12 protein-coding genes, 5 pseudogenes and 1 riboswitch are annotated in these 14387 nt (G+C 41.4%); of the genes and pseudogenes, 14 read left to right on the forward strand and 3 right to left on the reverse strand.

What is annotated here, in order from left to right; all coding sequences use genetic code 11:
- Nucleotides 1-41: 41 nt before the first annotated feature.
- The 8 genes and pseudogenes from JCM19033_RS09515 to JCM19033_RS09555 all read left to right on the forward strand — a co-directional run bounded on the left by JCM19033_RS09515 (nucleotide 42) and on the right by JCM19033_RS09555 (nucleotide 5171).
- The gene (locus JCM19033_RS09515; protein ID WP_054636141.1) at nucleotides 42-1406 is read left to right on the forward strand and encodes a cytosine permease; all 1365 of its coding nucleotides are present in this window, start codon (nucleotides 42-44) and stop codon (nucleotides 1404-1406) included.
- Between the two features lie 71 nt (nucleotides 1407-1477).
- Nucleotides 1478-2223: pseudogene (locus JCM19033_RS25530) on the forward strand (carbon-nitrogen hydrolase family protein).
- Nucleotides 2224-2719: 496 nt separating this feature from the next.
- Complete coding sequence (locus JCM19033_RS09530; protein WP_054636144.1) at nucleotides 2720-2947, forward strand: hypothetical protein; 228 nt, start codon at nucleotides 2720-2722, stop codon at nucleotides 2945-2947.
- Nucleotides 2948-3090: 143 nt separating this feature from the next.
- Entirely contained in the window at nucleotides 3091-3396 is a 306-nt protein-coding gene (locus JCM19033_RS09535; RefSeq protein WP_054636145.1) for an antibiotic biosynthesis monooxygenase, read from the forward strand.
- Nucleotides 3393-3746 (forward strand): hypothetical protein, encoded by a 354-nt coding sequence (locus tag JCM19033_RS09540; protein ID WP_054636146.1) that lies wholly within the window; start codon nucleotides 3393-3395, stop codon nucleotides 3744-3746. Before JCM19033_RS09535 ends, JCM19033_RS09540 begins: the two co-directional genes overlap by 4 nt.
- Nucleotides 3747-3765: 19 nt before the next feature.
- Entirely contained in the window at nucleotides 3766-4425 is a 660-nt protein-coding gene (locus JCM19033_RS09545; RefSeq protein WP_054636147.1) for a B12-binding domain-containing protein, read from the forward strand.
- A complete protein-coding gene (locus JCM19033_RS09550) occupies nucleotides 4412-4618 on the forward strand; it encodes a PAS domain-containing protein (protein WP_054636148.1) in 207 nt (68 codons plus the stop codon). Before JCM19033_RS09545 ends, JCM19033_RS09550 begins: the two co-directional genes overlap by 14 nt.
- A 13-nt stretch (nucleotides 4619-4631) precedes the next feature.
- Entirely contained in the window at nucleotides 4632-5171 is a 540-nt protein-coding gene (locus JCM19033_RS09555; RefSeq protein WP_054636149.1) for an STAS domain-containing protein, read from the forward strand.
- Nucleotides 5172-5219: 48 nt separating this feature from the next.
- Here JCM19033_RS09555 and JCM19033_RS25535 read toward each other — a convergent pair whose 3' ends face one another.
- Nucleotides 5220-6104 carry an STAS domain-containing protein gene (locus JCM19033_RS25535; protein ID WP_083465367.1) on the reverse strand — a complete coding sequence of 295 codons (885 nt, stop codon included), beginning with the start codon at nucleotides 6102-6104 and terminating at the stop codon, nucleotides 5220-5222.
- 130 nt (nucleotides 6105-6234) lie between these two features.
- On the opposite strand from JCM19033_RS25535, the gene JCM19033_RS09565 reads away from it, so the two are divergent.
- Entirely contained in the window at nucleotides 6235-6492 is a 258-nt protein-coding gene (locus JCM19033_RS09565) for a DUF2573 family protein (protein WP_054636150.1), read from the forward strand.
- A gap of 109 nt (nucleotides 6493-6601) precedes the next feature.
- Here JCM19033_RS09565 and JCM19033_RS09570 read toward each other — a convergent pair.
- Nucleotides 6602-6936 (reverse strand): annotated as a pseudogene (locus JCM19033_RS09570) (spore coat protein).
- A gap of 15 nt (nucleotides 6937-6951) precedes the next feature.
- A complete protein-coding gene (locus JCM19033_RS09575) occupies nucleotides 6952-7215 on the reverse strand; it encodes a hypothetical protein (RefSeq protein ID WP_054636151.1) in 264 nt (87 codons plus the stop codon).
- Between the two features lie 289 nt (nucleotides 7216-7504).
- On the opposite strand from JCM19033_RS09575, the pseudogene JCM19033_RS09580 reads away from it, so the two are divergent.
- From JCM19033_RS09580 to gcvH, 5 genes and pseudogenes are all read left to right on the forward strand, one after another.
- Nucleotides 7505-9894, forward strand: a pseudogene (locus JCM19033_RS09580) (3-hydroxyacyl-CoA dehydrogenase NAD-binding domain-containing protein).
- Nucleotides 9895-9923: 29 nt separating this feature from the next.
- Nucleotides 9924-11101: pseudogene (locus JCM19033_RS09585) on the forward strand (acetyl-CoA C-acetyltransferase).
- Nucleotides 11102-11122: 21 nt separating this feature from the next.
- Nucleotides 11123-12906: pseudogene (locus JCM19033_RS09590) on the forward strand (acyl-CoA dehydrogenase family protein).
- A gap of 237 nt (nucleotides 12907-13143) precedes the next feature.
- Nucleotides 13144-13503 (forward strand): arsenate reductase family protein, encoded by a 360-nt coding sequence (locus JCM19033_RS09595; protein ID WP_054636152.1) that lies wholly within the window; start codon nucleotides 13144-13146, stop codon nucleotides 13501-13503.
- A 53-nt stretch (nucleotides 13504-13556) separates the two neighbouring features.
- A complete protein-coding gene (gene gcvH, locus JCM19033_RS09600; RefSeq protein WP_054636153.1) occupies nucleotides 13557-13940 on the forward strand; it encodes a glycine cleavage system protein GcvH in 384 nt (127 codons plus the stop codon).
- Between the two features lie 239 nt (nucleotides 13941-14179).
- Nucleotides 14180-14289, forward strand: a riboswitch (SAM riboswitch).
- The last annotated feature ends 98 nt before the right edge of the window (nucleotides 14290-14387 follow it).

Here is a 14387-nt window from a genome sequence, read left to right on the forward strand (position 1 = left end):
AGTGTGTAGGAGAGGAATACTACAGACAGGATGGGATGAATATGCCAGAAAAACAAAAACGAATTGGATCCGATGACATCAGGCCATTAAAAAAGGCCGAACAAAGGGTGCCTTTTTGGGGGATTTTAGCAATATGGGTGGCAGCAAATTTTGTTATCACTACTATTTTAACGGGTATGCTGTTTATCCCTAACATTTCATTTGGCCAGGCTGTGATGGTGAGTATCGTCGGTTCTGCAATCGGTGCGATTCCTCTAGCTTTAATGGGAAGAATCGGCACGCGGACCGGTCTTCCTACCATGGTAATTACAAGAGGAGCTTTTGGCCAAAAGGGAGCAATTTTACCAGCGGTAGCTAATACTATTGTGCTTGTAGGGTGGTGCTGGATTCAAGCGTATATGGCTGGGTTAAGCCTGGATTATGCTGTTTCTACTATCACCGGCTATAGTAACATAAATCTTTTTACTATTTTGACACAGTTGTTAGTTATTTTTATTGTGATCTATGGGCTGAGGGGAATTGAGACCACCCAAAAGTTTATTTCTCTTGCCATGCTGACCTTAGCTTTTGTTGTTTTCTTTCAACTTTTCAACCTTTATAACGTAAATGATTTGATCCAAATGCAAATTAGTCAAAATCCTGAAATAACGGCAATCATAGCCTTTGATATTGTAGTAGCGACCGCTTTTTCCTGGATGTCGTCCGTCAGTGACTACAACAGAGGAGCAAGAAGTGAAAAAGGCGCTATGGCGGCCACATACGGAGGGTATGTTATTGCCTCAACGCTGGCTCTGGGACTTGGAGCGGCTGTTGGAGGATTCAGTATTCTGCAAGGAATGGAACAAACCTACGATCCTACTGTTTTATTGGCACAGCATGGGTTTGGACTCATCGCAGCCATTGTCGTATTCTTTTCAGTTCTTTCTACAAACGCAATGGCCTTATACAGCGCGAATATGTCCCTGCTAAACATTATCCCAAAGGTGGATTTCTGGAAAGCGGCTTTGGGCCTGGGAATAATAACTGTGTTAGGAGCTCTTCTCAAAGAGGCTCTAATGGCTAATTTCTTTGACTTTATATTGTTAATTGCCACTCTTTATATCCCGATTTTTGCTATTGTCCTAACCGATTATTATATTTTGAAAAAAGGACGATATGATGCCGAAGAAATTGTGGAAAATGAAAAAGGAAGCTACATGTATAAAAACGGAATAAATATCTATTCTTATGTTGCCTATATCCTTGGAGCTGGATTTGCTCTTTACTTCACTTATATTTCCCCGCTTGCTATCGGCTCCACGATCTTGACCTTCCTTGTATCAGGTCTCCTTTACTGGGGGTTAATGAGAGGGAAGTATACAGTAAAAAATAGAACCGATTTTTCTGAAAGGAGCAAATCAGCGTGATGCAATCCTCACAAGTTGCATTGATTCAGGATTCCTTTTTTCTTGGTGATAAGGAAAAAAACTACAAGCTTATGGAGGAACGGGTACACGAATGTAGCAGAAAATATCCCCAGGCAGAACTTCTTGTTTTTCCGGAAATGTCTGCCACAGGATACTTTCTGGATGCTACGATTCTTGAACAAGGAGAATCAAGAGAAGGAGAAACCTTTGAAAAAGTATCTTCACTCGCTAAAAGGAAAAATGTATATATCATTTACGGTTTTCCAGAGACAGCAGAACCTGGGGAAAACAGACTCTACAATTCTATTAACGTAGTTACGCCCCTTGGGAAAAGGGCTGCCACATACAGGAAGGTGCATGTGACAGCTTTGGAGAAAGCTTATTTTAAACCAGGCTCAAACATACAGACAGTCGAAACAGAGTTAGGGATTTTAGGGTTAATGATATGCTGGGATTTAGCTTTTCCAGAAATGGCTCGACTTCTTCAAAAAAGGGGTCTCACCTTCTTGTGGCGCCGTCTGCCTGGGAAATGCCTTATCAATATGCTTTTAAACAGTTTGCTGCCGCACGGGCAATAGATCAGTCTCTTTTTGTAGCAGCGGTGAACCATACAGGTCAAAGTGAAGTTTTGGATTTCTTTGGTGAGTCAGTATTTTTTCTTCCAGACGGTCAACTTGCAAGCCAGGGGCCATTTAAGCAAACAGACATAGTAACAGGGCATGTAAACCGGGCGTTCCAGCGTAAATGTAAATCTGAATTTTTTTGCATGGATGTAGAAAGAAGAACGGATCTCTATGATGTTATGGCTGTTAAATAATGAATATATGAAGAGCTAAAAGGCTTGGGATACACAGTTTAATGAAAGAAAAGATGGATCCGATTATTGTACGTTGATAATAGGGTCCTTTTTTTATTTATGAAACGATCGATTAAGCTTCCTGGGAGTGCTATTTTTTATCAACGATTAAAAGAAGTCACAAAAAAGTCGAAATATATTATTGACCTATATATAATATTCCTGTATTATTATTAGAAATAACTTAATTTCTTGTTCCGTTTTTTTCCATTTACCCTCGATGGACAAAGGAAAGTCTATGAACGATTTATCTCTACCAACATATTTCTAACCACAAAAAACCTCAAAATTATACTGATTTTTTAGAATATTAAAACTTCAATCTGTTTAATTGAAGGAATATTTTGTTTTGAGAAGAAAAGGTTTAACAGATGCTTTCTAAGGAAATATGAAATACATCTTTTTTGCAGAGAACAACTGTTCATATAATAAATTTTTGAAAGAAAGGATGACTACCATGAAAGAACAACCATTGTTTTGGGCTTTATTAATGATGATGTCGTTTGGCTTTTTATTTTTTATAGGTGCTTATCAGTTTACTGAAACAGCACAAATTATACTCCAATCTGTCGGATTTGGCGGCTTCGTATTTTCTATGCTATACGGTGTTCTGATTACACAGCACCTTGAACAGAAAAAAGCTAGTGAACAAGAGGAACACTATATAAAAAGCCCGTTAAAATAAGGGAGAATAACCGGGGAGAAATCCTCGGTTTTTTTATGTATAGATTTCTGCACAACTCCACGAAAGGGTTCTTTCTGCAACATATAGTATTACGTGATAGAATGGGAAATACAATAGAGAAGAAAGAATAAAGGAGAATTTTCATGTACATAGTCACCTCAACTGTTACTGTACCAAGTGAAAAGGCTGATGAAGTAATAGATATCTATCGAAATCGCTCGCGAGCAGTCGACAAGGCTAAAGGGTTTCGAACATTTCAGCTTTTACAAAATGATAAGAAGCCAGGAGAGCTGACAGTCCATCTAGAATGGGAGAGTAAAGCTGATTATCTCTCTTGGGTAACAAGTGATGAATATAAGAAGATTCATGAACTGGAAAAGAAATATCCGGATAAAGAACTGGCTTCGATCGTTCCAAAAGTCGGCCAGTATAAGGTAGTAGCTGAATGAGCAACGAAACAAAAGAAAAGATTGTAAAAGAAGTGTCAGAGGCTATTTACCAAGCATACCCATATTTATGGGAAAAGTTTGGGGAACATGGCAGGGTAAAAACAGAGGAAGACAACTATCATCACCTTGATCACTTAGAAACAACGTATGAATTAAGGGACATTACCGTTTTTCTTGACTACACCAAGTGGCTGGAAAACGTGTTAACCAGCCGTAATGTCGGAACTTACTTAATCATAGACAATTTTGAAAGGCTCGTAAAAGCAATTCCTGGAAAAGTGGATAAGGAAAGAGAACAAGCCTTTCTTATGTATCTGCAGCAAGCTATCCAATTGTTGAAAAACAGCTGAGAAAGCAGAGGTGACGGATGTGAACCCACAACCAGAAAAGCTGGCCCAGCTGTTCCTGGAGGGAAAAGAAAAGCAAGCCCTGAAGTACTTGCAAGAATTATGTAACGATGATAATAAGCTTTCCCTTTATGAAGATATGATCACTCCTGCTATGTATCATATTGGCGAGTTATGGGAATTGAATAAAATATCAGTAGCTGATGAACACTTGGCTACCGGGATATGCGATATGGTTATCTCACAAATGGAAAATTTTTATTTCAGAGATAAAACAACCCTCCCTGACGAAAAAAAGGTTATGTTGTTAGGAGTAGAGGAAGAGCAGCATTATCTAGGATTGAAGATGGCTGCTTCCGTGTTTAAAGATCAAGGGTGGACGGTCCGGTATTTGGGTCCGAACCTCCCTTTACATCATGCGCTGCAGTTTATAAATGAATGGAAACCGGAAGTGATAGGCGTATCAGCTGCCCTTTCATATCGTCTGCCAAAGCTGAAAGAATTTTTACAAGCTTTTCAGGAAGTGGATTTTGAGCCTGTAATTATTATTGGCGGACGGATGACAAAAAAGCATGACCTTGATTCTTATTCAGAAAAAAAAGTGATAGTGTTAGAAGATTTAAGAAGCCTGCAATATTGGCTTGATAATGGGAGAGAAGGGGACATGAATGCAACAAGTTAACGAGCAATTGCCGATTCCTATCTTTTTAATAGATAAAAACCTTCAAATTCTTGGCTGCTCTCCCGAAGCCGAAGAGCAATTCAATGTCAACTTCTCATTGCTGGATGTGATTGAGGGGGAGAGCAGAGATAAGGTGAAGCAGCAAGTGCACCCGGATCAGGGGAAAAGGAAGCTGGAAATAAAACGTTATTAATCAGAAAGAACAAGTGTTGCTGGCTGATTTATATGCAGGCTGGGAAAGCGAGCTGCACGGGAAAGTCTTTATTCAAATAAAAGAAGAGTCGATAAGCAGGGTTACTGATATGCTGGCTGAGCTTAGAACTCGCCTTCAGGATACTAACTTTGAACTATTAAAGGAAAAAGAAAAGCTTGAGCAAGCATTGATTGAAAATGATAGGCTTTCAGCACCCTTTATAGAGGTTACCGAAGATTTGGCACTCATACCTTTGTATGGTGAGGTTCATGAGGACAAAATGAACATTATTCGAGAAAAAATTCTTACGGCTTCTTACGAACGGCCAGTAACTAACCTCTTATTTGATTTTACAGCTATTGGAGAAATAAAGGGAGAGGGGCTGCTGGTGCTAAAAAACATGTTTCAGTCTCTTACTTACATGGGGAAGAAGGTAGTAATTACCGGAGTGACTCCTAAACAGGCTAAGCGGCTTCATGAGCTTGACGTTCATTTAAATATTACATTTATTCAGTCGTTGGAAGCTGCTGTGAAAAAAGAAAGCAAAAGCTGATTCGGCTGCAACATGCAAAAGGGTGGCCCACGGGGGCTCACCCTTTTTTCATATCGATGTCAGCTTGTAGCCTTTTTTTGCACTGAGATACTGAAGCCCAAGACGGAAATTTGAAAAAGTCTTGGCTTTAATCTGAACACCGCTTCCTACAATTTCCTGGGCCAAATGGGTGGAAAAGCCTACATAAATCGTTTCTACTCCCATTAAACCGAGAGAGGTGGTAATTAAATCAATCTGACGTGCAATTTCAACCAGTGAAAAGTCTTCCTGATCTTTTAAATGAATTCCTGTAAAGTCGATGATTGCAGTGTCGGCATTATAGGCTTTGATGTTGTTAACTACTTTCTCACGAATTTGTTCTATTCTTTCAGCGTTCAATTGCCCTGTAAGTGGGATAAGGATCGTGTTCGGAACAATTGATGGAATAATAGGAGCGGATAAATCTTTAATCAGCTGCTGGTCTTCCTGTATTTGGATAGTGGCTTTTTCAAGCTCTTCACTATAATAATTGATATATTGTTCGCTGTAAGCAATGGTAGTGATATCTATCAGATCACATATCATATCAGTGATTTTAAAAGCTAATCCATAGGACAGGTTGTTGTCTTTAATCTCTTTTTCTGCTTCTTTACAGATCACTTTCCGAAAGAGGGATAAGCTTGATAAAGCTTCGGACAAGGAGCGATCTTCCTGTACAGCTAGCATCCCTGCTTTGTCAGCCCACTCTCTTATATCGTTGTTTAATTCTTTTTTCGAAGCAACAAGGCCTTCAGCAATAAGGTTGATTAATTCGAGACGCACATGAAAGAGAGCGCTGGAACTGTCATTTGTTTCTATTGCTTTTTGCTTGTCAATTTTTTCAGTGATTACTTCTGCAAGGCCGTGGGCGTTATGCTGGAGCCTGCTTTTTAACCTTGAGAGCTCATTTTTCATGGTGTCTCCCCCAATAAAAAAATAAAATCTAGCACTATTTTACCACAATTTTATAAAATTACAGAGAACTATTTGTCAGGTGTTTGAACAAAAGGTGTATTTAAAAGTAAAGTGAAAGGAGGAGGAGAAAATGGATAAACAATTTCAAGAACAGGTGGATGGATTACTAGAGAAATACACTGAACTCTTGCTTGGGGAAAGTACTCCGGAGCTTAAGAAAAAAGTGGAAACATGGGCCCTTTATATGCATATTTCTAAAAACATGCCTCCATTAACAAGACATTGGATTGAGTCTTACCCGGATGCAAAGGAAAACATGAGAGAATTGACTGGGGAAATCAAAAGGCTGAATGAAGCTAATAGAAAGAAAGGGAAAGAAGATCAATAAGCAGGACAGCCCTTCTTCCGCTCCCACCATACCAAAGAGCGATGCAGAAGGGCTGCTTTTGTCTGCATACAGTCTGACGTTAGCCGCTGTTTGCACGACTTTCTTTATCTTATTGAGTCAACCCGCCGCTAGGCAGCTGGTTGTTATAACCGGTGAACTGCTGAAAGCTCTGTTGTAATGAATTTTGCTGAGCGGCATCAAAGCTGTACCACCCTTTTTCGAACATCACATTGAATAAGTGGCGCTGTGAATCCTGAGTTTCATTCATAATCGCAGCCAGGTCCTGATAAAGAGATTCATGGCTTGCCTCATTTAAAGCGATACTGTATGAGGAAGTCATATACTTTTCTGTAGTCAAAATATCATTTAGGAAATCCCGGTCATTCATGGCAGGGACTTAGGAACTTGAGTTTCCGGATTTTGTATCTTGCTTTGCTGTGTCATATGTGTACTGCCTCCTTATTGAGTAGGTTGAATAGGCTGATTGTTAGATTGAAGGTGAGAAAGAATTTGCTGATAGTGGCGTACGTGCATTTGAGAGACACTTTCGAGTGCGCTCTTAACATCAGTATCTGTACACTGTTGAGCGAAATAATGGGACTTTTTGGCGGCTAAAAGATTCCATGACAACATGTCAGTAATGTAAATTTCGTCCTTTGTCGTAACGACATTCGGCGGCTGAGGCATTACCTGCTGCTGATTTTGTTCGCTTTGCTGCTGCATAAAACAACCTCCTTTTTATATAAACACGTATTTAGTTTGAGAAATGGAGGAAGAAGCTATACAAAAAAATTATAAAAGTGAATTAGAAACAATTTTCTTGATGATAACAAGAAAAACCACTTTCTTTGTTAAAGGACTCAAAAAAATAATAATTTTCTGTAAGCACAGTATTGATATAATCAGGAATATAATTTATAGTAAGGATAGAAATGAACAGCCATTCAGAAAGTGGTTAATTTTTTTGTCTATATTATGAATGAGTATTCATTCAAGGAGAGGGAGGAAGACGATGAAAGGCAGCATTAACAAAGTCGCTGTTCTCGGTTCAGGAGTTATGGGATCGGGCATTGCAGCACATCTTGCAAACATTGGAATACCTGTCCTTCTATTGGACATTGCTCCAAAGGAACTTACAAATGAAGAAAAAGAAAAAGGCCTGGAGATCGACCATAAACAGGTAAAGAATCGGTTGAGTGCCACAGCTGTGAAGAAGCTGTTAAAGCAAAAGCCCGCTCCCCTTACTGTAAAAGAAAATATTACTCTTATTGAACCCGGAAACATGGAAGATGATATGAAACGGCTATCAGAGGTTGACTGGGTGATTGAAGTTGTCGTTGAAAACCTTGATATTAAGAAAAAAGTTTTTGCTGAAGTAGAAGCTAACATCACACCAGGTACAATTGTCAGCTCAAATACTTCAGGAATTTCTATAGAAGCAATGTCTGAAGACTGCTCACCTGAGTTCAGATCTAACTTCCTGGGTACGCACTTTTTTAACCCCCCTCGTTACTTAAAGCTTCTTGAGATCATTCCTACGAAAGATACGAGTGAAGAAGTGCTTTCCTTTATGAAGGAATTTGCCGAAAATACACTTGGGAAAGGTGTAGTGGAAGCGAAAGATACCCCTAACTTCATAGGAAATCGTATCGGAACTTATGGGCTTCTTGTTACTGTTCAGGAAATGTTGAAATCCGGATTTTCTGTCGGGGAAGTTGATTCCATTACAGGTCCGGCAATCGGACGGCCGAAAAGTGCAACTTTCCGCACACTTGATGTGGTTGGATTAGATACATTTCTGCACGTTGCAAAAAATGTATATGACCAGGTGGAAGGAGAAGAAAAAGAAACCTTTGATCCTCCACAATTTATGAAAGATATGGCGGAGAGAGGCTGGATCGGAAGCAAGGCAGGGCAAGGGTTCTTTGTGAAGAAGAAGGGTGAAAAAGGCAGTGAGATATTAGAGCTTGAGCCGAAAGCTTCGAGTATGTCCCAAGAAAAAAGCTGAAAACAGCAGCAACTGAACAAGCAAAACAGGCAAAAAAGCTCCCTGATAAATTGAAAGTCCTTGTATATGCAGATGATAAAGCGGGTCAGTTTATATGGAATGTACTTGCACCGGTGCTTATATATTCAGCTGAAAAAGCTGATGAAATTGCAAATGATATTCTTGCCATTGATCAAGCGATCAAATGGGGATTTGGATGGGAAATGGGTCCGTTTGAAACGTGGGATGCCATTGGTTTGGAAAAATCTGTTGAAAAGATGGAGGGAGAGGGAAGAAGTGTTCCTGCATGGGTGAAGGAGATGCTTCAGAATGGTCATGCATCTTTTTACCGTGGCAAAGAAGAGTTTTACCATAACGGAGAATACAAACAGATCGTAAAGAATAAAAAAGCAATTAATTTGAAAACGCTTAAATCGGATGACTCAAATGTCATCATGAAGAATAATGGGGCTTCACTCATTGATATTGGTGACGAGGTCGCTTGTCTGGAATTCCATTCTCCAAATAATTCTATCGGTCCTGATGTGCTGCAGATGATTAACAAATCCATCGATGAAGTAGAAAAGAACTACAAAGGACTGGTTATTGGAAACCATGGGAAGAATTTCTGTGTGGGTGCTAACCTGATGATGATTTTAATGGAAGCGCAAGACGGCGGCTTTTTTGAAATCGACATGGTGATTCGCCAATTCCAAAAGACGATGGCAAGGATCAGGTATGCAAACCGTCCGGTGGTGACTGCTCCCCATGGAATGACTCTCGGAGGTGGAACGGAAATCTGCCTTCCATCAGCAAGCATTCAAGCCTCTTCAGAGACTTACATGGGTCTTGTTGAAGTTGGGGTGGGATTAATTCCTGGCGGCGGAGGTAACAAAGAGCTTTATCTCCGTGGAATTGAAAGCCTGCCGCAAGGTGCACAAATTGACTTACAGGCTGTGGCAAATGACACGTTTGAAAAAATTGCCATGGCGAAGGTTTCCACTTCAGCTGATGAAGCCAGAAAAAATGGATTTTTAAGCTCCCGAGATGGTGTAACTTTTAATGGAGATCATACGATCCACAATGCAAAACAGCATGCCATCTTTTTACATGACACGGGCTACCGTCCGCCGCAGCGTAAAAAGATTCCGGTAGTTGGGGAATCTGGGTATGCTGCAATGCTGCTCGGAGCAAAAACCATGCAGTATGGAGGAATGGTTTCTGACCACGACGTGAAAATAGCCCAAAAGCTGGCATTCGTGTTAGCTGGAGGCCGTATAGCCAAAGGAACTGAAGTAGATGAACAGTACCTGCTTGACCTTGAACGTGAAGCTTTCTTAAGCCTGGTGGGAGAGCCAAAAACCCAGCAAAGAATGCAGCACATGCTGACAAAAGGGAAGCCGTTACGTAACTAGACTATAGATGAAGAATGGAGGGAAGGGTCTTGAAGGAAGCGGTGATTGTGGCTGGGGCACGTACCCCGGTCGGAAAAGCAAAAAAAGGAACACTTGCTACCATGCGCCCTGATGATTTTGGCGCTTTAACCATAAAGGAAACCTTAAAAAGAGCAAATAATTTCGATGCATCGCAAGTAGAAGATGTAATTATTGGCTGTGCCATGCCTGAGGCAGAACAAGGTATGAACCTTGCACGTAACATTTCTGCGCTGGCCGGCCTTCCTGTTAACGTACCTGCGATAACTATAAATAGGTATTGTTCGTCTGGTCTGCAAAGCATCGCTTATGCCGCCGAGCGAATTATGCTAGGAAACTCTGAAACTATTATTGCTGGCGGTGCTGAGTCTATGAGTCTAATCCCGATGGGGGGCACGTGATTTCTCCTAACCCTACCATCGTAGAGGAAATGCCTGAATATTACATGGGGATGGGTTACACGGCAGAACAAGTAGCCAAGGAATTTGATGTCAGCCGTGAAGACCAGGATGAGTTTGCAGCTGAAAGTCATAATCGAGCAGCTCGTGCAATAAAAGAAGGGAAATTTGACGAAGAAATTGTTCCTGTGGAAGTCACCATGCGTTCAGTAGGGGCAGACCATAAGCTGCAGGAAAAAGCAGTGACTTTTTCCAGAGATGAAGGTGTAAGGGAAGGCACGACAAAAGAAACGCTTGCGAAACTGCGCCCGGCTTTTCACCCAAAAGGCTCAGTTACAGCGGGGAACGCTTCACAAATGAGTGATGGAGCAGCTTCTGTCCTTGTTATGAATCGTGAAAAAGCAGAAGCGGACGGATTAACTCCGTTAGTCAAATTCAAATCTTTTGCAGTGGCCGGTGTTCGCCCGGAAATCATGGGAGTGGGGCCTGTGGAAGCCATTCCAAAGGCTGTAAAGCAAGCGGGACTTGACCTTTCCGATATTGGGCTGTTTGAGTTGAATGAAGCCTTTGCATCTCAGTCTCTCCATGTTATTCGCAAGCTTGGTTTAGACTACGATAAAGTCAACGTAAACGGCGGGGCAATTGCACTTGGGCATCCTCTTGGCTGTTCCGGTACAAAGTTAACATTAAGCCTTATTCATGAAATGAAACGCCGTGGTGAACAGTTTGGCGTTGTTACTATGTGCATTGGCGGAGGAATGGGTGCAGCTGGAGTCTTTGAGCTTATTTAATATATAGATGGGGGTATGAAAATGAGCAGCACTACAGAGTTAGGGGTTAAAGGCGGAGGATTTTTAATTGAAGAAGTAAGAGCTGACCAGGTATTCACACCAGAGGATTTTAGTGAAGAGCATAAAATGATAGCAAAAACGACAGAAGAGTTTGTTGTGGGGGAGGTTGTCCCTCACATCGATGAAATAGAGAATCACCAGTTCGACATTTCGCGCAACCTGCTGACTAAAGCGGGAGAGCTTGGACTGTTGGGAGCAGATGTACCCGAGAAGTATGAAGGGCTTGGGCTGGACAAAATCAGTTCCTCTCTTATCACAGAAAAATTCTCCCGTGCTGGAGCCTTTTCTTTAAGCCACGGGGCACATGTTGGAATTGGTTCTCTGCCTATCGTGTTTTTTGGAAATGAAGAGCAAAAGAAAAAATATTTACCTCCGCTCTCGTCTGGAGAAAAAATTGCAGCCTACGCTCTGACAGAGCCAAGTTCAGGTTCAGATGCTCTTGGAGCGAAGACCACTGCAGTATTAAATGAAGAAGGTACTCATTACATTCTAAACGGGGAAAAGCAATGGATCACAAACTCCGCTTTTGCTGACATCTTTGTGGTATACGCAAAAATTGATGGAGAAAAATTCACTGCGTTTATTGTAGAAAAAGAGTATGACGGGGTAAGCACCGGACCAGAGGAAAAGAAAATGGGGATTAAAGGTTCTTCTACGCGTACCTTAATTTTGGAAGATGCAAGTGTTCCTGCCGAGAATGTGCTTGGAGAAATCGGCCGTGGACACGTGATTGCATTTAATATCTTAAATGTAGGGCGTTATAAGCTCGGGGTAGGATGTGTAGGAGGTTCAAAACGCGGGATTGAGCTTGCGGCTGCCTATGCGAATGAGCGCAAGCAGTTTAAAACTCCGATCGGAAAATTTACTGCCATTCAGGAAAAGCTTGGAACGATGGCTGTACAGACTTACGCGGCTGAAAGTTCCATTTACCGCACAGGCGGGCTTTTTGAAGAGCAGCTTGGCAAACTCACAGATGAAGAACAGGAAGACGGAGGAAAGGTTGCTACATCAATTGCAGAATACGCCATTGAATGCTCCTTGAATAAATTCTTCGGATCCGAGGTTTTGGATTATGTGGTTGATGAAGCTGTTCAAATTCACGGGGGCTATGGCTTTATGGCCGAATATGAAGTAGAACGTGCCTACCGTGATTCCCGCATCAACCGCATATTTGAAGGCACAAATGAAATAAACCGTATGCTGGTGCCTGGCACCATTATGAGAAAAGCAATGAAAGGAGAGCTTCCTCTCCTTGAGAAAGCCCAGGGGCTTCAGGAAGAGCTTATGATGATGATGCCGGAAGAGCCTGGTGATGCTGCTTTGGAACAAGAGAAATATCTCCTTGGCAATGCGAAAAAGATCTTCCTCATGGTGGCAGGAAACGGAGCTCAAAAGTATGCTCATGACTTGGAAAAAGAACAAGAGCTTCTGATAAATGTTGCTGACATTGTAAGTGATATCTATGCCATGGAGTCTGTCATCCTCAGAACAGAAAAAGCAATCAATAAAAATGGCGAAAGCAAAGAGGGCAACAAGCTTTTGCTAACCAAGTGTTCTGTCAGGAAGCGATGAACCGGATTGAAGCCAATGCAAAAGAATCTCTGGTTCACATGGAAGAAGGCGATACGCTTCGGTCCATGCTGGGTATTTTACGGAAGCTGGTTCGTCATACTCCAATCAATGTGGTAACGAAAAAGCGTGAAATTGCTGAGCGTGTACTCAAAGAAGAAAAATACGTTGTGTAACTTTGTTATTCAATTTGGGGTTTTATAACCTCAATATAATATATCTCCTTTCTTTGAAAGGTAATCTCCTCTCTGCTAAGTGAGGCAAAGAAGTCCCTATGGGGCTTCTTTGTCCATTTAACAAGCTTTTTACTAATTCTTTTCCAGGTTCCTACATACAAACTTACTTATTTCTCTTTCTTTCAAAAGATAGGATATAATAAAGAAGGATTTTATCAAAAAGGGGAGAAAGTAAAAATGAGCCTGACGTATTATGGGTATCCTTCATGCGGCACATGCCGAAAAGCAAAACGTTGGATAGAAGAGCATGGTATCGATTATAATGAGTACCATATCGTCGAAGATCCTCCCAGCCGTGACCGGATCAAGGAGCTCTATGAAAAGAGCGGACTTGAGCTTCGGAAGTTTTTTAATACGAGCGGCAAGAAATACCGTGAACTTGGCCTAAAGGATAAGGTGAAGACAGCGGGTGAGGACGAGCTTCTGGATATTCTGGCTTCAGACGGTATGCTCCTCAAACGCCCAATTGTAACCGATGGAACAAAGGTGTCAGTAGGGTTTAAAGAAGAGCAATTTGAGGAATTATGGAAGAGGTAATGCCTGTCAGGGCAGCCTGCTTTCAAAAAAGAAGTTGAAATGGAGGGATAATTATGAATCTGCCAAAAGAATTAAAGTATTCAGAGGAACATGAGTGGGTAAAAGAGGAAGACGGCAAAGTCCGCATTGGAATTACTGACTTCGCACAATCAGAGCTGGGAGACATCGTTTTTGTAGAGCTTCCGGAAGAGGGAGACGAAGTAGAAGCAGACGAGCCTTTTGGAAGCGTTGAATCTGTAAAAACCGTATCTGAATTGTATGCGCCAGTAAGCGGAAAAGTAGTAGAGGTGAACGAAGACCTTGACGATTCTCCTGAATTTGTTAATGACTCACCTTATGAAAAAGCATGGATGATTGTTGTTGAGCCATCCGACAAAAGTGAGCTTGACCAACTTATGTCAGCTGAAGAGTATGAGGAAATGGTTAGCGAAGACTAATCAACGGTACATAAGCACCCTGTAAAAGGGTGCTTTTTTAATTGGTGTCAGGCACCAAGACCTTGAAGTAACATAAATCAGGCCTAACCCCTTAGATAAAGGGGAAAATATATTACAATATGCTGTGGTGCCAGGCACCTGACCCGGTAAAATAACCCACCTTGTCATTGTATTGACACTCTCTATTTCCCGTGCTAATATTCAATTTAGTGTTGAATATTGTAGAAAATAATTTAATGCTCTTATCAAGAGTGGTGGAGGGAAAGGCCCGTTGAAGCCCGGCAACCGTCAATGTGAGTTGATAAGGTGCCAATTCCTGCAATGCCCGCTGAGCGTTGCAAGATGAGAGAAAGGCGCATATACAGGACCTTTCTGCTCACTGATAAGCAGAAGGTTTTTTTCGTTTCTGCGGTGTTTGTCACTTAAAAGAAAATTAATAAAGAAGCT

This window comes from Thalassobacillus sp. C254 (assembly GCF_001310615.1).